The 19,774-nt window shown below is 65.9% G+C and carries 15 protein-coding genes; 7 read left to right on the top strand and 8 right to left on the bottom strand.

Annotated features, from left to right (window positions below):
* The 7 genes from EB835_RS17175 to purD all read right to left on the bottom strand — a co-directional run bounded on the left by EB835_RS17175 (position 1) and on the right by purD (position 11,349).
* Complete coding sequence (locus tag EB835_RS17175) at positions 1-939, bottom strand: ABC transporter permease (protein WP_135810669.1); 939 nt, start codon at positions 937-939, stop codon at positions 1-3.
* A complete protein-coding gene (locus tag EB835_RS17170; RefSeq protein WP_135810668.1) occupies positions 936-2,099 on the bottom strand; it encodes a polyamine ABC transporter substrate-binding protein in 1,164 nt (387 codons plus the stop codon). The genes EB835_RS17175 and EB835_RS17170 overlap by 4 nt, the downstream gene beginning before the upstream one ends.
* Position 2,100: 1 nt before the next feature.
* Positions 2,101-3,288 (bottom strand): ABC transporter ATP-binding protein, encoded by a 1,188-nt coding sequence (locus EB835_RS17165; RefSeq protein WP_135810667.1) that lies wholly within the window; start codon positions 3,286-3,288, stop codon positions 2,101-2,103.
* Positions 3,285-4,934, bottom strand: coding sequence for an amidohydrolase (locus EB835_RS17160; RefSeq protein ID WP_135810666.1), 1,650 nt, complete (start codon positions 4,932-4,934; stop codon positions 3,285-3,287). Before EB835_RS17160 ends, EB835_RS17165 begins: the two co-directional genes overlap by 4 nt.
* A gap of 872 nt (positions 4,935-5,806) precedes the next feature.
* A complete protein-coding gene (locus EB835_RS17155; protein ID WP_135810665.1) occupies positions 5,807-7,201 on the bottom strand; it encodes an IS1380 family transposase in 1,395 nt (464 codons plus the stop codon).
* A gap of 268 nt (positions 7,202-7,469) precedes the next feature.
* Entirely contained in the window at positions 7,470-8,672 is a 1,203-nt protein-coding gene (locus tag EB835_RS17150; protein WP_135810664.1) for an IS110 family RNA-guided transposase, read from the bottom strand.
* Positions 8,673-9,012: 340 nt separating this feature from the next.
* On the bottom strand, positions 9,013-11,349 hold the full coding sequence (purD, locus tag EB835_RS17145; RefSeq protein WP_135810663.1) for a phosphoribosylamine--glycine ligase: 2,337 nt from the start codon (positions 11,347-11,349) through the stop codon (positions 9,013-9,015).
* Positions 11,350-11,382: 33 nt separating this feature from the next.
* Here purD and EB835_RS17140 point away from each other — a divergent pair, with 33 nt between their 5' ends.
* The 4 genes from EB835_RS17140 to EB835_RS17125 are packed head-to-tail and all read left to right on the top strand — an operon-like array spanning position 11,383 to position 15,317.
* Complete coding sequence (locus EB835_RS17140; RefSeq protein ID WP_135810662.1) at positions 11,383-12,513, top strand: asparaginase; 1,131 nt, start codon at positions 11,383-11,385, stop codon at positions 12,511-12,513.
* Positions 12,513-12,908 carry a sterol carrier family protein gene (locus EB835_RS17135; protein ID WP_135810661.1) on the top strand — a complete coding sequence of 132 codons (396 nt, stop codon included), beginning with the start codon at positions 12,513-12,515 and terminating at the stop codon, positions 12,906-12,908. Before EB835_RS17140 ends, EB835_RS17135 begins: the two co-directional genes overlap by 1 nt.
* Positions 12,909-12,910: 2 nt before the next feature.
* Positions 12,911-14,368 carry an aldehyde dehydrogenase family protein gene (locus EB835_RS17130; protein WP_135810660.1) on the top strand — a complete coding sequence of 486 codons (1,458 nt, stop codon included), beginning with the start codon at positions 12,911-12,913 and terminating at the stop codon, positions 14,366-14,368.
* A 52-nt stretch (positions 14,369-14,420) separates the two neighbouring features.
* Positions 14,421-15,317, top strand: a complete 897-nt coding sequence (locus tag EB835_RS17125) for an EamA family transporter (protein ID WP_135810659.1) — start codon at positions 14,421-14,423, stop codon at positions 15,315-15,317.
* A 16-nt stretch (positions 15,318-15,333) separates the two neighbouring features.
* Here EB835_RS17125 and EB835_RS17120 read toward each other — a convergent pair whose 3' ends face one another.
* Entirely contained in the window at positions 15,334-16,311 is a 978-nt protein-coding gene (locus EB835_RS17120) for a universal stress protein (RefSeq protein WP_135810658.1), read from the bottom strand.
* A gap of 174 nt (positions 16,312-16,485) precedes the next feature.
* On the opposite strand from EB835_RS17120, the gene EB835_RS17115 reads away from it, so the two are divergent.
* Genes EB835_RS17115 through purM form a run of 3 tightly spaced genes read left to right on the top strand, consistent with a single transcriptional unit; the run spans position 16,486 to position 19,566 of the window.
* A complete protein-coding gene (locus tag EB835_RS17115; RefSeq protein WP_205749972.1) occupies positions 16,486-16,941 on the top strand; it encodes a hypothetical protein in 456 nt (151 codons plus the stop codon).
* 44 nt (positions 16,942-16,985) lie between these two features.
* On the top strand, positions 16,986-18,467 hold the full coding sequence (purF, locus tag EB835_RS17110) for an amidophosphoribosyltransferase (protein WP_135810657.1): 1,482 nt from the start codon (positions 16,986-16,988) through the stop codon (positions 18,465-18,467).
* Position 18,468: 1 nt separating this feature from the next.
* Positions 18,469-19,566, top strand: coding sequence for a phosphoribosylformylglycinamidine cyclo-ligase (purM, locus tag EB835_RS17105; protein WP_135810656.1), 1,098 nt, complete (start codon positions 18,469-18,471; stop codon positions 19,564-19,566).
* Positions 19,567-19,774 lie beyond the last annotated feature (208 nt).

Below are 19,774 nucleotides of genomic sequence, written 5' to 3'. Positions count from 1 at the left end.
TCAAGCCCTCCCGTCGTGCAGCGGAACACTGTTGAGTCTGGCCGTGATCGTCTGCCCGAGCTTGAGCAGAGCGAAGCCGACCCCGACGACGACCAAGGTGGAGATGATGAGGATCATCGCCATCGCCGCACCGACCGCCCAGTTCTGAGCGGTGTTGAACTGATTGGCGATGAGCTGACCGACCATCGATCCGCTCGCCCCGCCGAGGACGGTCGCCGTGACGTAGTCACCGTTGAGCGGGATGAATACGAGCAGGCAGCCGGAGACGACTCCTGGCATCGCCATCGGCAGCGTCACCCGCAGGAACGTCTTCACTTTCCCGGCACCGAGGTCGTAGCTGGCCTCTCGCAGCTTCTTGCCCGAGGCATCGATGGCGACGAACAGGGGCAGGATCATCAGCGGCAGATAGTTGTAGACGACGCCGATCTGCACGGCCGTTCGGGTGTAGAGGATGTCGAGTGGGCCGTCGAGGAGCCCGAGGCTCTGCATCCAGTTCGACAGGAACCCGTCGGGGGAGAGCATGATCTGCCAACCGAGGGTGCGGACGAGGAAGTTCGTCCAGAACGGCACCATCACCAGAGCCAGAGCCAGAGACCTGCGGGCGGGTGCGACCTTGATCGCCAACCAGTAAGCGAACGGCAGGGCGATGAGCAGACACAGCAGGGTGCCGAGCAGCGAGATGCGCAGGGTCGCGAAGAACGTCGAGACGAAGCTTGCGCTCATCGCCTCGGGATACCGGTCGAAGGACAGGTGGTCGGTGGCGATGGCGGTGAATTGGTCGGGCTTGTACCCGAAGCTGTAGAAGACGATCAGCGCCAGGGGAATGATGAAGAAGAACAGTGCATAGGCCCACGTCGGAAAGGACATGGCCGCTGGGCCGAAGAACTTCGTCGCGGGCCTCTTCGATCGAGGCTGCTTCGGTCGTGTCTGAGTGCTCATGCTCCGCTCCTGGCCTGGGCGTCGGTGAGGATCTTCGTCCGGATCTGATCGGCCGGAGTCTGCTTGCTCGGTTCGAGACGGTCGAGGACCTTCTGGTCAGGGAAGATGAGGTCCTGCTCGTCGAGTTCAGCCTTCTTCGCCTGCTCTGCCAGTCCCTTCGTCCCGATCGGGTAGCCGATGTAGTCGAGCTGCTCGACCGCAGTGTCCGGGGAGATCATCTGATTGATGAAGGCGTGGGCGGAATCCGGGTGCGGGGCCCCGGTGGCGATCGCCCAGCAGTCCATCCACAGATTCGCCGAGGGGGTGGGGAACACGAACTTCCAGTTCTCCGGATCCTTGACCTCGGTCAGACCCTGCCGGGCGTCGCCGTTGTAGGCGTGCAGAAGAGTGAAGCTGCCTTGGATCATGCTGGTGGCGGCATTGCCGACATAGGCTTTCACGTTCGGGGCCAGATCGTCGACGATGATGTCCCGGGCCTCGTCGAGCTCCCCTTCGTCCTCGGTGTTGAGGCTGAAGCCGAGCGCTCCCAGAGCGATCGCCGAGACCTCCCACGGATCCTCGAGCAGCGCGGTCGTGCCGGCGGCTTCCTTCTGCGCGGCGTCGAGGAAGTCCTGCCAGCTGGTGAGATCCCGGTCGATCTTCGTCGTGTTGAAGACGAACCCCGTGGTGCCCCACGCCTTGCAGATCGAGTATGTGTTGTCGGGGTCGAAGTACTGATGCGTGAAGTTCGGGTCCATATGCTCGAAGTTCGGGATCAGGCTGAGGTCGAGTTCCTGGAGCAGATCGTGTTCGAGCATCTGCGGAATGTTCGAACCCGTCGGCACGACCACGTCATAGCCGGAGGTCCCGCGCGAGGTCGAGAGCTTCGCCACGAGCTCTTCATTCGACCCGTAGGCATCTACCTGGACGAGGATGTCGTTCTGTGATTTGAAGGCTTCGAGGAGCTCGGGATTGTCGTAGTCGCCCCAGGAGTAGAGGTTGAGCTTCGACTCGAGCTCGCCGTCCGTCGGCGGCGACGCCGCCATCTTCGTGGTCTTCCCGCAGGCACTCAGCGCCCCGAGGCCGACCACGCCGAACCCGGCCAACAGCGCTCGCCGGCTCAACCTCGCCGAGGCGGCCCGCGGCGCCAGGAACGTCACATCGGGTCTCACCGGTGCCATCTCAGGCACCACCTTCGCGCGCGGCGCCGAGCGCTCCGGGCTCCCCGTCGTAGACGGCGACGGCGTCGACATCCCAACTCAGCTCCACCTCGGTGCCGGCGCTGATCGGCTCCCGCCCGGCGGCGGGGACGCGGGCAAGGATCTCATCGTTGTCACCGACGGAGATCATGTACTGGATGACATCGCCGAGGAACGAGTACGAGATCACTGAACCACGCGCCGTGTTCGCCTCACCGGAGTTCTCACCTGCCGGGGCGACGTGCATCCGTTCGGGGCGGATGGCTGCACGCACCCGGTCGCCGATCTCGAGAGGTCGGGGCTCACCAGCGGCGGTGGCCGGTCTGAGAGTCAGCGTCGGGGCTGTGAGCACGGCGTTGGCCGTGCGCAGGGTCGCGGTCGTCGAATCGGTGGCAGCCACCTCGGCGGGGATGAAGTTCTGCTTGCCGATGAAGCCGGCGACGAAGCCGTTGTGCGGATTCGCGTAGATGTCCTCACCGGAGCCGATCTGCTGGATGACGCCGTCGTACATGACGACGATGCGGTCGCTCATCGCCAGCGCCTCATCCTGGTCATGGGTGACGAAGACGAAGGTCGTGTCGAGCTTCGTATGCAGACGTTTGAGCTCGAGCTGCATCTCCTCGCGCAGCTTCCGGTCGAGCGCTGACATCGGCTCGTCGAGGAGGAGGACCTGCGGCCGGTTGACCAGCGCCCGGGCCAAGGCGATGCGCTGCTGTTGGCCGCCGGAGAGCTGTTCGGGCCTGCGCCCGGCGAAGTCCTCCATCTGGACGAGCTCCAGGGATTCGCGGACCCGCTGTGCGATCTCGGGTTTGGGCACCTTCGCCTGCTTGAGTCCGTAGGCGATGTTGTCGGCGATGTTCATATGCGGGAAAAGCAGGTACGACTGGAACACCGTGTTGACGGGCCGGCGGTGCGGCGGCAGGGACACGATGTCCTTGCCGGCGAGCAGAATCGCGCCGTCGGTGGGGGTCTCGAAACCGGCGATCATCCGCAGCAGGGTGGTCTTGCCGCAGCCGGAAGGGCCGAGCAGGGAGAGGAATTCGCCCTTGCGCACGGTCAGGTCGAGGCGTTCGATGGCGGTGTTCTCGCCGAAGACCTTCTTCACGCCTTGGATCTCGAGGTGGTCGAATCCGGTGGGCTGAGTCGTCTCGGTGGTGACTGTGGTGGTCATGATGGCCTTTCGGTCGAGGCAGGCGAAGCGGACGGTGCGTCGTGCGGGGCGGCGGCGTCGAAGACGATGCGGCCGTCGACGATGGTCAGCGTGTTCGCGATGCCGGCGATCTCACTCGGGTCGAGGGCGAAGGGGCTGCTTTCGGCCAGGGCGAGGTTCGCTGGTCTGCCGGGGCGGATGCGTCCGTTGATCTCCGAGCGCAGCAGCTCGGCCGAACCTGCCGTGTAGGCGCGCAGCGCGGTTGTCAGGTCGAGGGCCTCGGCAGGCAGCAGCGGCGCCGTGTCCGCGGCTGTCGGGTGTGAACGGTTCACGGCGACGTGGATGGCTTCCCAGGGGTTCGCCGTCGATACCGGCCAGTCAGAGCCCATCGCCAGATGGGTGTCTGCGCGGGCGAAGGAGCCGAAGGGGTATTGCCAGTCGGAGCGCTCGGGTCCGAGGACGGGGATGTTGAGGTCGATCATCTGCTGGTCGAAGCAGGCCCACAGTGCCTGGAGGTTCGCGGTGATCCCGAGCTGGGCGAAGCGCGGCACATCGGCGGGATCGACAACCTGGACGTGGGCGATGTGGTGACGGCGTCCGTCGTCCGGGTTCGCACCGATGGCCCCGAATGCATCGAGTGCGGCCTTCACTGCCGCGTCGCCGATGGCGTGGCAGTGGATGTCGAAGCCGGCGGCGGCGAGGGCCGCGAAGGAGGCCTCGAGGTGGTCGCGGGTGAAGTAGTTCGTCCCGAATCCGCCGCAGGCGCAGGTGTATTCGGCGCTCATTGCGGCCGTCTGTGATTCCACGATGCCGTCGAGCATGAATTTCACCGAGGTGGTGCGGAAGCGGCCATCGGTGCGGCGTCGGTCGCTCAGGCGGGCCACCTCGGCGTCGATGTCTTCGGCTCCACGCGGCCACCACAGGCTGCCGACGACCTCGGAATGCAGGTCACCGGTCTGTTCCGCGCGGACGTAGGAATCGAAGGGATCGCGGTGGCCGCCGTAGTCGCCGACGATGGCGTCCATCCAGGCTGTGACGCCGAGGGTGCTGAGGTAGTTCTGGCCTGCGAGCAGCCCGGCCCGGACTGCGGCCTCGTCGGCCTGTGGGACGTGGGCGGAGACGAGGTCGATGGCCGCTTCGTGCAGGCATCCGGTCGGTGCTCCCGATTCGCTGCGGACGATGATCCCGCCCTCTGGGTCCGGAGTGCCGGCGTCGAGGTCAGTGATCTTCAGCGCCGCAGTGTTCACCCATGCTGAATGGTGGTCGGCGCTGAGCAGGATGGTGGGGTGGTCGGGTGTGACCTCGTCGAGGATCTGCGCGGTCGGGTTGCCGCCGGGGAAGTCGGCCATCGACCAGCCGCCGCCGGTGACCCAGGCGTCAGGTGTGTCCATGGCGAAGCAGCGGACCGTCTCCAGCGCGTCGGCGAGTCCGTCGGCGCCGCTGATGTCGCAGGCCAGGGACTCCTGACCGCCGAAAGTCGTGTGCACGTGGGCATCGACGAACCCTGGGGTGAGGAGGCTGCCGGTTGCGGTGATGGTGCGGGCGGCAGGGGAAGCAGCGGGTCCGGTGCCGATCTCGGCGATGAGGCCGTCACGGATGCTCACACGATTATCCGGCAGTATCGAGTGCCCGTCGAAGATGGTGACATCGAGGATATCGAGGTCCACTGGCTCTGCTGGGTCCACGGGGACGACTGGGTCCACTGCTGCCTCCCGACTGCGTTGTCGTGACAAGGGCGGACCCACGATGTCCGCGCCCTGCAGGATGTCATTGTCGGTTCGGAGAGCGGGGATCGCAAGATCCCGCGCTCAGCCGTTACCGGTTCGTTTCACTGCGGGTGACCAAGGGCAGAATGTGTCCTGCGTCACCGGTAGACCACCTTAACGGAATTTGCGGCGTTACTCCACCGATTCCGTCGCAGTTTTCATCTTCTTTTGCTGGATATCGCAATGTGGATTGTCTATGCCGCTGAATCGGTGTCTCAAACTGCGATATCCGCATAGCAGGAGGAGAGTGCGGGAGGGGCGTGTGGGAAGAGGGGGCCGTGGCGCACGGAGGATGCGCGGGAGGCCGGAACCGTGAAATGAGCCCGGTCGAGGAATTGTCTGGTCGTTCCACGTGGATTTCGACGCCGAAACCGCCGTGGATCGACCAGTAAATGCCGTATTGCGTGCGCGAGGCCACTTGGGGCCCGGAGGTGAAGCGGCACACTCTGCGCTGGGCTGCCCAAGTTTGGAACTGGGCTGCCCAGCGTCAAGTGTGCCGGTTCGTCGGTGGGCGTCGCGGGAAGTCGTCGCCGGACGGTGCTGCGGCCGGGGAGGATCGCCGGACGGTGCTGCGGTCGGGGGGGGGTGCCCCTATGTTTTAGCCTTGATCCACCGATCTGCTTGATGTCCGGGAGTTCACTCGAATTTGAGTTCGGACGCGATGAGTGGGCAGGAAGTAGTGTCCCGGTCTCTCACCGGTCTCTTCCACACTGAGCTTCCCCGAGCGTCCTCCATGACTGCGGTCTCGGGCCCCCTTTTCAAGGGCGGATTGGTCAGGCCGACACCGTCCGGGGTGGTCCCAATGCCGATTGCCATAACCGGGAGAATTCTGTCGCCCACGGCCAGGCTCTTGGCAGGTGGAGGATGAGTTTCCTGGCTCGGTGAGCAACCCGGGCCGGAACCCCGATGATTCGTGTCCGCAGCGTCTGGGCGCGCACTTTGGTCATTCGCCCGCCGATGAGTCCGGCAGCAGCCCGCAGTAAGTTGTGAGTGATCGCTGCGACTGCGAGCCAGGCGGCGTTGGCGTTGAACACCCCGGAGGGCATATGCGCCAGGGCACCATTCTTCAGCTCCGCATTGATCTGCTCGATGATCGCGTGCTTGCGGTGCATGTGATCAGCAGCGACAGCGTCGAAACGATTCCGATCGACGGTGGTGAAGAACGCGTGGTACCGGAACAGATCGAACAAAGCGTCTTGTCCGGCAGCGCGTTTGGTCTCATTGAGTTCGGGGATGCGTCTGACCACCAGACGGCCCGTAGCTTGCAGCGCTTTCTTCTTCGAGGTGAACGCGGTGAATGGGACTTCAGCGACTTCAGCCTTACTGACCCAGGCACCGGTGTCCTCGTCATAGATCGCATCGGGATACTCGATGCCAGTCCATGCGTCATCGCTGATCGTTCCGATCGCTGCTTTGACCCTCTTGTCCATACGTACCGTGATCGACACATTGGCCCCGGCATCATGGGCGGCTTTGGTCACGGTCGACGAGTAGTACGCCGAATCAGCGCGAATGAGCACCGCAGCACCAGGGCTGATGCGTTTGGTGGTGGCCACAGCGTCGGAGACGAACTTGTCAGCACCACGTGCTGACGACGTTGAGCCTTTGCGCAGACGCTGGCCCACGATGAGCTGGTTGGAGCTGCTGGTTGAGGCGGTAGCCAATAGTGCGTTGAGGCCGCGACTGCCCTGGTAGCCGAACCCAGCTCCCTGCTTCGACGCGGAGTGAACGTCGATGACGGTGTCGTCGACATCGACGAAGACTGTCGATGATTGCGCGTTCTCCTGACTGGCCGGCAGCAGCGGCGTGTGTTCATTGAGATTGGTCAGGAAGCGGGAGGAGATCGCGTCGAGTTGTCTCACATGGCCGAAGGCAAAGGAGCGGAGGAATGAACCCAGAGTCGAAGGGGCATAGACGCGGTCGAAGAGGTGTTTCATGCCGCCGTGGCGGAGGATGTTCATGTCATCGATCGAGTCAGCCCCGGCAGCCATTCCGCCGACGAGGGTGGCGAGTTTCGCTGCCGGATTCGCGCCTTTATCGGCCCCGGTAGTGGTCACGGTCAGACGGTCATCAGCAAGGTCTGGCAGGCCAGCGTTCTGGGCCAGTGCCATGATCGGGACCAGCCCGGTGGTCGCGGTGAGATTCTCATCGTCGAAGGAATGGGACACAGTCGTGGGTGTGTGGTTGAATAGCACCTGAGAGGTGCCCCTTTCTGTGCGGGATATGGAGACTTAGAACATCACCATTTTCCCAGTTCAGGAGGGGCATTTCCATTTCACGCGCGGCTTGATCCGGCTACTCGCATCGGTGGATCAAGGTTTAGGTCAAGGGGTAGCGGTCAGATTCTTCAAGAATATTCGCCGGGTCTCGGACGGCAGGGATGATCGGTCCGGGAACCATCTCCCAGACTGATCAGGTGCTTCGTTTCAGTACGGTTCAGGCAGCAGTGACCGCCTCAGACACATGGAAGTAGGCACCGTCACGCAACATGGCGTAGAGGACGTTGCAGCGCCTGCGCGCTAACGCGATCAGTGCCTGGTTGTGCTTCTTATGCTCGGCACGTTTCTTGTCGTAATACGCCTTCGACAGCGGGTCTTTCAACGCCGCGAATGCAGACAGAAACAAGGCTCGTTTGAGGACCTTGTTGCCCCGACGCGAGGAATGATCACCTCGAATCGACGTTCCCGACCGCCACGTCACCGGTGCCAGTCCGGCATAGGATGCGAGGTGTCCGGCTGATTCGAAGTCCTTACCTACCACTTCGGTCAGGATCCTTGCTGCGGTCCTGACGCCGACTGCCGGCATCGACGTCAGGAGCCCGAAAAGCGGATGCTCCTCAACCAGCTCCTCGATCCGCACCAAGACTTCGTCTCGTGACGTTCGTGTCTGCGCCAACGACGTTGCCAACTGGGGCAGGACGAGTCCCGCGGCGTCGGTGCCCGACACCACCACTGTCTGCCCCTCGAGGGCTGTGAAGATCGCTGCCGCCCACCGTTTCCACGCCCTGGGCGCCTGCTTCCGCAGGAGCGTCTCGACACGGTGTTTGCCGGCATGCTTCAGCGCTTTCGGTGTCGGGTACTTCGCCAGCAGGGCCAGCATGGCCGGATGATCCAAGTGCGGACCGATCACGGTCTCTAAACCGGGGTGAATTTGAGTGAGCAGCCCGCGGATCCGATTCGATGTTGCGGTGGCCTGTTTCGCGAGGTCATCGTCGTACCCGCACAGCATCGACAACTCGGCGACATTCTCATCCGCCACGCGGATGCCCCGTAGCGTCTGGGGCATGGTCCGGGCGGCGTCAGCGATGATCGCAGCGTCTCGGGCATCGGTCTTGGCCTCACCGGGGTGGAGGTCGGCGATGCGGCGCATCGCCAACCCAGGCAAGTAGGCGACCCTGATGCCCTCGGCTTGAGCGACCGCGACCGGTAGCGCCCCGATGGTGGCGGGCTGGTCGACGATGAGGAGTAGGGTTCCGTGCTTGGAAAGCCTGGTGAGCAGGGTCTTCAGTTTCGTTTCGTTCTGCGGCAGCGCCTTCGATAACAGTTGTTTTCCGTCGCGGTCTAAGGCGACGGCGTGGTGGTTGTGTTTGCCGACATCGATGCCGATGAATACGTCGATGTCTGCGTGGTTGGTGATCATGTCACTCATCTTCTTCGACTCATGTGACCGGATAGTGATTGTGGTTCGGCTGGCCGGTGATGCTGTGGTGGCTCCTGGGCTCGGCATCCACGTTACGGTCGGGCTCAAGGCATGTGTTCTGCCAGTGGTTCTGGCCCCTATTAGCGATTTCCCTGGTGCCTTCGAACCCCGGTGACTACACCCCCCGGATCATTGGTGACTGGGGGCATCAATCATGCCGGGGTCCTCAGGCCAGCGACCCCTTTCTATCCTGACGGATGAAGGGGCTACTTAAAAGGTAACGGGGGGGGGATCGCCGGGACCGCGCAGCCGGCCTGCGCCGCTCAGCGGCCTGGGCGGCTCAGCCGGGGAAGGTCTGACCGGTGAGCTTCTCGAAGGCCTCGATGTAGCGGGCACGGGTCTTCTCGACCACCTCGGCGGGCAGGGCCGGTGGCGGCGTGTCCGAGGACTTGTCCCAGCCGGACTCCTCGGTCAGCCAGTCGCGGACGAACTGCTTGTCGAAGCTTGCCTGTGACTGTCCCGCCGCGTATTCGGCAGCGTCCCAGAACCGCGAGGAATCCGGGGTGAGCACCTCATCACCGAGGACGATCGTGCCGTCGGCCAGCGTTCCGAACTCGAATTTCGTATCGGCGAGGATGATGCCGCGTTCCCGGGCGATCGCCTCGGCGCGTTGGTAGATCGCGACGGTGAGCTCGCGCAGTTTCTCCGCGGTCTCGGTCCCGACGGTCTCAGCGACGGCCTCGAAGCTGACGTTCTCATCGTGGTCGCCGAGCTCGGCCTTCGTCGCCGGGGTGAAGATCGGCGGTTCGAGGCGGTCGGCCTCGACGAGTCCGGCCGGCAGTGCGATCCCGCACACCGATCCGGTGGCCTTGTAGTCGGCCATGCCCGAACCGGTGAGGTACCCGCGGGCGACGCATTCGACGGGGAACATGGTCAGGTTCGAAACGATCAGACCGCGACCGCGTACAGCCTCGGGCACATCGGAGCTGATGACGTGGTTGCCGATGACCTCGGCGAGCTGATCGAACCACCACAGGCTCAGGCCCGTGAGCACCTTGCCCTTGTCCGGGATCTCCGAGTCGAGTACCCAGTCATAGGCAGAGATCCGGTCGGAGGCGACCATGAGCAGACGATCCGCCGAGGCGGTGTCGGAGGCACCTTCGGGAATGTAGAGGTCGCGGACCTTGCCCGAGTACACGTGCGTCCATCCGGGCAGTTCGGGAGCGTCGGTCGTCAGGCCGGTCGAAGTCGGGGATGTCGATCCCGCCGAGGCGGCTGCGTCGGTGGCAGCAACCGCGGAGTCCAAACCGGGCGTAGCCACGTTCATCTCGGGGACGGGATAGATGTCGGCGAGTTCGATGGCTCCGCGGGCGGCCGCCTCGGCGATATCGGTGCGGTGCTGCTCACCGTCCCACTTGATCTCATCGACCGCGGCATAGGCCTTGGCCCGCGCATCGTCGAGATCAGCACCGAGGGAGACGACGGAGAGCACGCGCCCGCCGGAGGTGACGATGTCACCGGTCTCGGCGATGTCCTTCGTGATCACGGCATCCTCGGGGGCGAATCCGCCGCTGGGTCCGGTCGCGAGCTTCGTGCCCGCGTGCAGGACGCTGATATCGGGTTGGGTTCCGGCGGTGTCGAGTCCGCGGATGATGTCCCCGGTGCTCGGCGTGCCCGGATAGTTCTCCGCTGCCATGACCACCGTCACCGAGGAGCGCGGATCCCATTCCAAGGGTGTGACCTCGTCCAGGCGGCCCTCGGCTGCGGCGAGCAGCGCCTGACCCAAGGGGCTGCTCAGTCGCGCGAGCACGGATTGGGTCTCCGGATCGCCGAAGCGGACATTGAACTCGATGACGCGCAGACCCTTCGACGTCAGCGCCAGACCGCAGTACAGCAGACCGGTGAACGGCGTGCCGCGGCGGACCATCTCATCGACGACGGGCTGGGCGACGGTGTCGACGATCTCCTCGACCGTGCCCGCCGGCAGCCATGGCAGCGGCGAATAGGCGCCCATGCCGCCGGTGTTCGGGCCGGTGTCGCCGTCGCCGATGCGTTTGAAGTCCTGGGCGGGCGTCAGGGGGACGGTCGTCTTGCCGTCGCAGAGGACGAACAGGGAGACCTCGGGGCCGTCGAGGAAGTCTTCGATGACGACCCGGTCGGAGACCTCGAGGCACGACGCTGCGTGGGCGATCGCCGCATCGAAGTCCTCGGAGACCACGACTCCCTTGCCGGCTGCCAGGCCGTCGGCCTTGACCACATGCGGGGCGCCGAATTCGCGCAGCGCCGCCGAAGCCTCATCGGTCGAGTAAGCGACCACGGTGCGTGCTGTGGGCACCCCGGCCGACTCCATGACCTCCTTCGCGAAGGCCTTCGACCCTTCGAGGTGGGCCGCTTCCGCGCTGGGGCCGAAGACGGGGAACGAGGCCTCGCGCAGAGCATCGGCGACACCGGCGACCAGCGGGGCTTCGGGGCCGATGACGACGAGATCGACATCGAGGGTCTCGGCCAGCGCGGTCACGGCGGCGGCATCCGAGGCATCGACGGCCTCGGTGTGGGCGATCTGCGCGATTCCGGGATTGCCTGGCGCGGCGATGACGGCGTCGACCTGCGGGTCGCGTGAGAGAGCGAGGACGAGGGCGTGTTCGCGAGCGCCCGAACCGATGACAAGAACCTTCACGCCACCAGCCTAAAGGGTCGTAGGCTTGAGTGCGTGACCTTCTCGACTTTCACCCCCACTCAGGCGGCCGAGCTCGCCGTCGTCCGCCGCTGCGATTTCATCGAATCCCGGCACATCGGGTCCGCCGTCGTCCTCGACCCGCAGGGATCACCCCTGATCAGCCTGGGTGCCCCGGACGTTCCAGTCTTCACCCGGTCGAGCCTCAAACCGCTGCAGGCCATCACGGCGATGAGCCTCGGTGCGCACCTGACCGGACCGGCCGCGGCGCTTGCCACCGCCTCGCACAAGTCCGAGTCCGGGCACGTGGCGGTCGTGTCCTCGATGCTCGAGGACGCCGGACTGAGAGTTGATGATCTGCAATGCCCGTCCGCTCACCCCGCCGACGGTGCCTTCCGCCGGGAACTGCAGGAACAGCTGCGCGCCGCGGGGGAGGCCGACACCGACCCGCGCTCGCCCCTGTACTTCAACTGCTCCGGCAAGCACGCGGCGTTCCTCACCGCCGCCCGGGCCATCGGCGCCGACACCGCGTCCTACCTGTCCCCGGACAATCCCGTTCAGCAGAAGGTCGCCGAGGTGGTCACCGCCTTCGCCTCGGAAACACCGGCCGCGGTCGGCGTCGACGGCTGCGGGGCACCTGTCTTCGCGCTCAGCCTCACGGGGCTGGCCCGCGCCATCGGCCGGGTGGTGAGGATGGGCAGTGCTGATGCTGGCGGTCCCGCCTCGGCGAAGGGGCAGGAGTGGACCGCCTTCGAGTCCGAAGCGCGGACGCTCATGGACGCGGTCTTCGCCGACCCGTGGGCCATCGAAGGCCACGACCGGCCGAACTCGACCGTCATCGAGCGTCTCGGGATCTTCGCCAAGGGCGGGGCCGAAGGCGTCATCGTCATGGCCACCAGGTCCGGGTATTCGGTCGCCGTGAAATGCCTCGACGGATCCTCCCGGGCCACCGGGCTCGTCGCTCTCACCCTGCTCCGGCGGGCGGGGGCGTTCGACGCCGAGCCGGGAGCCGCCTCGGCGCCGGTCGACGACACGGTGGACGCAGTGATCGCAGCGATCACGGACCCGGTCACCGGGGGCACGGATTCCGAGGGGCGGACGAACGTTGTCGGACGCCTGGAGCTCGGGGAGGATATTGCGAAGATCGGTGAGAGGAAGAGGGACTGATGGCGATTCGCAGAAGGATCGACCCTGACCAGGGGCGCGGCGCACTGGGGATGTGGCTGACCCAGGCCAGGCTCGACGCGGCACCGGCCGATCGGTCGACGATCGCCACCGCCGTGCGCTTCGCCCTCGAAGAACTCGCCTCCCGCGCCGAAGGCAACAGCGTCGAGGTCCGGGTACCACCGTTCGGGGTCACCCAGTGCATCGCCGGTCCCCGGCATACCCGCGGCACCCCGCCGAACGTCGTCGAAACCTCCGCCGAAGTGTGGCTGGGACTGGTCACGGGACGCACCGATTTCGATACGGCGCTCGCCGCCGGCGACATCGAAGCCTCGGGAACCCGAGCCGACCTCGGCGATTTCCTGCCCCTGTTCACCGCTGCAGAACTTGAGGACTGAGAATGAGCGCACAGATCACGCAGACGACGTCGTTCATCGGCGGACGACATGTGCCGTCCCTGCTCACCTACGCCAATATCGACCCGGCGACCGGCGGCCACCTCGGTGATATCGCCCGCGCCGGAGCCGACGAAGTCGACCGAGCCGTGCAGATGGCGGCGAAGGCGCAGCAGGAATGGAAGCGCTCGAGTCCCGAACACCGCTCCCGGCTGCTCATCGCCACCGCCGCAGTCATCACCGCCAACCGTGACGACCTCGCCCGAATCGAATCCGAGGACACCGGCAAACCGCTGACACAGGCCTATGCCGACGTCGACGTGTGCGCCCGCTACTTCGAGTTCTACGGCCACACCATCGAGTCCTACTACGGCCATGCGATCCCGCTGGCCGAGGACATGCATGTCTACACCCGCCGGGAACCCTTCGGCGTGACCGGACACATCGTGGCCTGGAACTATCCGCTCCAGCTCATCGGCCGCGCCGCCGCCACCTCACTGGCCACCGGCAACTGCGCCGTCGCCAAACCCGCGGATGAGACCCCGCGATCGACCGTGCGGCTGGCCGAACTCATCCACTCCGTCGGATTCCCCGCCGGAGCCTTCAACGTCGTCACCGGCCTCGGCGCCGAGGCGGGTGCGGCACTGAGCGCCCACCCCGGAGTGGCACATCTGGGCTTCGTCGGGTCGACGCAGACCGGTTCGGCCATCGCTCACGCCGCAGCAGAGAGGGTCGTGCCCACGGTCCTCGAGCTCGGCGGGAAATCCGCGAACATCGTCTTCCCCGACGCCGATGTCGATGCGGCGATCCCGTCGCTGGTCCGCTCCATCATCCAGAACGCCGGGCAGACCTGCTCGGCCGGATCCCGGCTGATCGTCCACCGCGACATCCACGCCGAGGTCATCGAGAAGATGGCGGCCGCCCTGTCGCAGGTGACCATCGGCTACGGTCTCGACGACCCGATGCTCGGGCCTCTGATCTCCGGGAGACAGCACGAGCGGGTCGCCGGATTCCTCGCCGAGGTGGGGGCCGGGTCCGCCGGGGCCGGGCAGGTCGTCACCGGCGGCACACGGCCCGACGGCTTGGCCGACGACCTCGCCGAGGGGGCATTCATCACCCCCACCATCGTCGATTCCGTGTCTCCGCAGTCCCGGATCGCACAGGAGGAGGTCTTCGGCCCCGTCGTCGTGACTCTGCCGTTCGGCGACGATGACGAAGCCGTGGCACTGGCCAACGGAACCGAATACGGGCTGGTCACGGCCCTGTGGACGCAGAACCTCTCCCGCGCCCACCGACTGGCCGCTGAGGTCGATGCGGGCCAGATCTTCGTCAACACCTACGGTGCCGGCGGGGGAGTCGAACTGCCCTTCGGCGGGTTCAAGAAGTCCGGCTACGGTCGCGAGAAGTCCATCGAAGCCCTCGACGAATACACGCAGACGAAGACCGTCGCCATCAAGCTGTGACGGTGCGGCTGCTGACCGAGCGATATCGGATGGCGAACCCGACGGTGCGCCGATGACCTTCCCGGTGCTCGGCCTCGTCCTCATCGCTTCGGTCGCCCACGCCTTGTGGAACCTCGCCGCGAAGTCCGTCACCGGCAGGGGCTATGCCTTCGTGCTCGCCTACCACGGGCTTTCGGCGATCCTGCTCGCCCCGGTCGCGATCGTCATCATCGCCGCCGGCGCGCAGCCGCTGAGCTGGGGACTCGTCGGTGCGGCGGCACTGAGCGCGGTGTTCCACATCGCTTACTCGGTGGCCCTGCAGTCCGGCTACGACCACGCTCCCCTGGGCGTCGTCTACCCGACGGCGCGAGGCACCGGACCGGTCGTGACGATCATCATCGCCGTGGCCGTCCTCGGTGAGCGCCTCACCTTCGCCGAGGTGGCCGGAGCCCTCATCGTCATCGCCGGAATCGCTGTCGTCACGATCCGTCCCCGCGGAGGCGGGATGGGTCCCGCCAGCAGCGACGGGCTGCGGCGCGGCCTCGCCTGGGGCGGGCTGATCGGGGCGTTCATCGCCTCCTACACGCTCTGGGACGACTTCGCGGTCAACCATGTCAGCGACTCTCCGCTGCTCTACTTCGCCGTCTCCGAGGCCTGCGTCGGTCTCATCATGAGCGCCGGGGCATTCGCGCTGCCGGGAGGCCGGGAGAAGCGCGCGGACTTCCGTGAGATCCTCCGCTCACACAAACGGGCGCTCGTGACCGTGGCGGTCCTCTCCCCGCTGGCGTATGTGCTCGTCCTCTATGCGATGCAGCAGGCACCGGTGGCGCTCGTGGCCCCGGTGCGCGAAACCTCGATCATCGTCGGCACACTGCTGGCCTGGTGGTTCTTCGGGGAGAAGAACGTGCTCCTCAAACTCGTCGGCGCCCTCGTCGTGGTCTTAGGCATCGGGCTGATCGCGCTGGGGTGAGGGCCGGGTTCGCGGCTCAGCGGCGGCGACCGGGCTGACGGCGGCTGACCCGCACCACCCGCACCGGGCACACGGCATGCGAGAGCACACCCTGAGACGTCGATCCGAGTACCGTGGCGACGAACCCGCCGCGGCCACGGGAGCCGATGACCATGAGATCGGCGGTGTACGTGGCACTGACAAGCACCTCGGAGGCGGGCGCATCGAAGACCGAGAACCGCACCTCGAGCTCGGGGAAGTCGGCCTTCAGCGAGTCGGCAGCGGTCGAGAAGGCCGTGGCTGCCTCGTCATACATCCGGATCAGGTGTTCCTCGCTGGGCATCCACTCGGGCGAGAGGATATGCGTGGCGGTGATCCCGATGAGGCGCAGCGGAACTCCGTAGATCGCGGCCTGAGCGGCGGCGGCGCGCAGCACCGGTGTGTCGGTCTCGAAGGGATCGACGGCGGCGACGACCTCCCCGGTGAAGTCGGGACGTGTACGTCCGGCCGCCTCGGCGCCGCGGTCATCGGTCGAGCGCACGGGATCATCGACGGGCAGGGGAGTCGTCGGCATGATCCGGGTCGGCCACGTGCTCGGGATGACGACGGTGGGGCACTGCGAATGCGCAGGCATCGCCAAGGCCACGGACCCGAGGAGGCGACCGGCGAATCCGCCGCGACCGCGCGCCCCGACGACGGCGAGGGCGGCGTTCTTCGAATGTTCGACCATCACCCCGGAGGCGTCACCGGGCACGATCGTCGTCGACACCGGAACGGCGGCTGCGGTGACGGTGGCGGCGGCCGCCTCGGCGATGTCTTCGACGGTCTTCTTCACGGCGACGTCGAAATCGGCGGGGTAGACGATATCGGCCTGGCTCATATTGACGCCGGGGACGGTGTAGGCGGAGACGATGCGGATCTCGGCGGAGGTCTTCTGAGCGTGCGCGATCGCCCACTGCAGGGCGCATTCGGCGTTGTCGGAACCGTCGATGCCGACGATGATCGTGTGGGACATATCGGAACCTCTGTCTTCTGTGACCGTCAATCTGGTTGTGTCCAGTTTATGGGAACTGGCATGAGACTGCCTGGGAGGAACCTCAGGCTGACTCGACTAGACTGTTCGCGACCTGTTGTTCCGGGGTATCCCGGCGATCCATCGGCCCCGACCGGCCACGTGTCCAAGGAGATCATGAAGGACCAGATCGACGTCTCCGTCCGTCGCAGCCCCAAGTACTCGGTATTCATGGGCATCGGCGCGGTGCTCGGCATCGTGATTGCGGGGATCCTCTCGGTCTTCGTCGACCCGGCCGATATGCCGATGGGCTATACGGTGGCCAAGGGGCTGGGCCTGATGCTCCTCGTCCTGGGAATCGGGGGACTGTTCCTCGGCGGACTCACCGCACTGATCCTCGATTGGAGGGGCCGGAAGCGGTCGAGGGAGTATCGGGTCGGTGCGCAGATCGATATGGTCGATGACCCGAAGGAGATCGCGCGTCGCCGGCTCGCCGAAGCCCGCGGGGAGGATCCGGATGCCGGCGGTGCCGAGGACGAGGCCGCCTCGGCGGACACGGATGCCGCGCCCTCGGTCGAGGATGATGACGATTCGGGAGCCGGCCGGGATTCGGCCCCCGGTTCCGCAGTCTGATCACCGGGTCAGAGCGTCTGCACGGGTATGAGACAATTTCACTCGTGGCAAGAGGAGACGGGCAGCTGACGCACGAAATCGACCCCCAGGACCGCGGACCGCAGGACGAATGCGGTGTGTTCGGAGTCTGGGCCCCCGGCGAGGAAACCGCCAAGCTCACCTACTTCGGGCTCTACGCTCTGCAGCACCGCGGACAGGAATCCGCCGGCATCGCTGCCAGCAACGGACGGCAGATCCTCATCTACCGTGACATGGGTCTGGTCTCCCAGGTGTTCCACGAACGCGACCTGGAGCTCCTGCAGGGCCATATCGCCGTCGGGCACACCCGGTATTCGACGACCGGATCACCGTCGTTCGAAAACGCTCAGCCCACCCTGGGGCCGACCCCGTTCGGCACCGTGGCACTGGCCCACAACGGCAATCTGACGAACTTCGACGCGCTCGAAGCCATGGCCGACGCCCGCAGCGACCACGCGACGAAGGTCGTCGAGGCGGCCACGAAGAAGACGGCCCGCACCCGGCCCTTCCGCGATTCCTCGAATGACACCTCATTGGTCACCGAGCTCTTCGCGACCGAAGACGGAGAGAACCTCACCGACGCGGCCCTGAGTCTGCTGCCCCATGTCGAAGGGGCGTTCTCGCTGGTCTACATGGACGAACACACCCTCTACGCCGCCCGTGACCGGCACGGGGTCCGCCCTCTGTCGCTGGGACGGCTGGAGAACGGCTGGGTCGTGGCCTCTGAGACCGCGGCACTCGACATCGTCGGCGCGAAGTTCGTCCGCGATGTCGAGCCCGGCGAGCTCATTGCCATCGACGAAGACGGCCTGCGCTCACACCGCTTCGCCGAACCGGACCAGGCCCGCTGCGTGTTCGAATACGTCTATCTCGCGCGCCCCGACAGCATGCTCGCCGGCAAGAACGTCCACGCCGCCCGTACCCAGATGGGCAGGCAGCTGGCCGAGGAATATCCGGTCGACGCCGACCTCGTCATCGCCACCCCGGAATCCGGAACGCCGGCGGCCGTCGGCTATGCAGAGGCCTCGGGCATCCCGTTCGGTCAGGGACTGATGAAGAACGCCTATGTCGGACGCACATTCATCCAGCCCTCGCAGACCCTGCGGCAGCTGGGCATCCGCCTCAAACTCAACCCGATCCGGGAGAACATCGAAGGCAGACGCCTCGTCGTCGTCGACGATTCGATCGTGCGCGGCAACACCCAGCGGGCCCTGGTGCGGATGCTGCGCGAAGCCGGGGCGGCCGAGGTCCATGTGCGCATCTCCTCCCCACCGGTGAAGTGGCCGTGCTTCTACGGCATCGACTTCGCCACTCGTGCCGAGCTCATCGCCAACGGCCTGACCACGAACGAGATCTGCGAGAACCTCGGTGCGGACTCCCTGGGCTATATCTCCCTGGACGGCATGATCGCCGCCACTCAGCAGGAGCGCAGCCAGCTGTGCACCGCCTGCTTCTCCGGCGAGTACCCGATTCCCGTCAACAACACACCCGCCGACAAAGGATGCTGAGTTGAGTTCCGAAGCGAACCCGAAGTCCACCACCTACGCCGCCGCCGGCGTCGACGTCGAGGCAGGAGACCGCGCCGTCGAACTGATGAAAGCCGCCGTCTCGGCCACCCACAACTCTCACGTCGTCGGTGGGACGGGCGGATTCGCCGGACTCTTCGACGTCTCCGTGCTCAAGGACTTCGACCGTCCGCTGCTCGCCTCGTCAACCGACGGAGTGGGCACGAAGGTCGCCATCGCTCAGGCCCTCGACAAGCACGACACCATCGGATACGACCTCGTGGGCATGGTCGTCGACGACATCATCGTCTGCGGCGCCCGCCCCCTGTTCATGACCGACTACATCGCCTGCGGCAAGGTCGTCGCCGAACGCATCGCCGATATCGTGCGCGGAATCGCCGACGCCTGCGCTTCGGCCGGTGTCGCGTTGGTCGGCGGGGAGACCGCCGAACATCCGGGTCTGCTCGGGGTCGACGAGTACGATGTCGCCGGTGCCGCCACCGGTGTGGTCGAGGCTTCGAAGCTGCTCGGACCCGAGAAGGTCCGTTCCGGGGACGTGCTCATCGGACTGCCGTCCTCAGGCATCCACTCCAACGGCTACTCCCTGGTCCGCCACATCATCGCCGAAGCGGGATGGGGTCTGGACCGGCAGGTCGAGGAATTCGGCCGCACCCTCGGCGAGGAGCTGCTCGTCCCCACCCATGTCTACACCGGTGAGCTCGCCGCACTCTTCGACGCACTGCCCGATGCCGTGCATTCGGTCTCGCACGTCACCGGCGGGGGGCTCTCAGCCAATGTGGCGCGCGTGCTTCCGCAGGGCCTGGTGGCGAAGATGTCCCGTGCCTCCTGGGAGATCCCGGCGGTGTTCTCCGTGCTCGGCGAGCTCGGCGGAGTGCCGCAGGACGATCGGGAGCGAACCTGGAACCTCGGTGTCGGCATGGTCCTCGTCGTCGACGCGGAATCGGTCGACGGTGTGCTCGCTGCGAGTCCCGGCGCCTGGGTGCTCGGCGAAGTCGCGGCCGACGACGGTTCTCTGACCTCCGACCCCTACTATGTGCAGGGCGCCAAGGGCGTCGACGGCGGTGCCGCAATCCTGCAGTGAGGCTCGCTCAGCGCCGCGTCGCGGAGCATCCCTCACCCGTACTCGCACACCCTCGTGCTCCTGCACGAGGGTGTGCTGCTTTTGGTGAGTGATGGCCGCGGGCCTGGAGGGAATGCTGCCAACGGTGGGAGATGTACGTGAGGGCACGGCCGCCTCGGCGAGGGGATGCCCCGGCGCCAGAGACACGTGTTCGCACGACCATATGCGT

The sequence above is a fragment of the Brevibacterium sp. S22 genome, assembly GCF_004745485.1.
Lineage (GTDB): Bacteria > Actinomycetota > Actinomycetes > Actinomycetales > Brevibacteriaceae > Brevibacterium.
The sequence above is the reverse complement of the archived record's forward strand: the minus strand, read 5'-3'. Positions and strand labels throughout refer to the sequence as shown.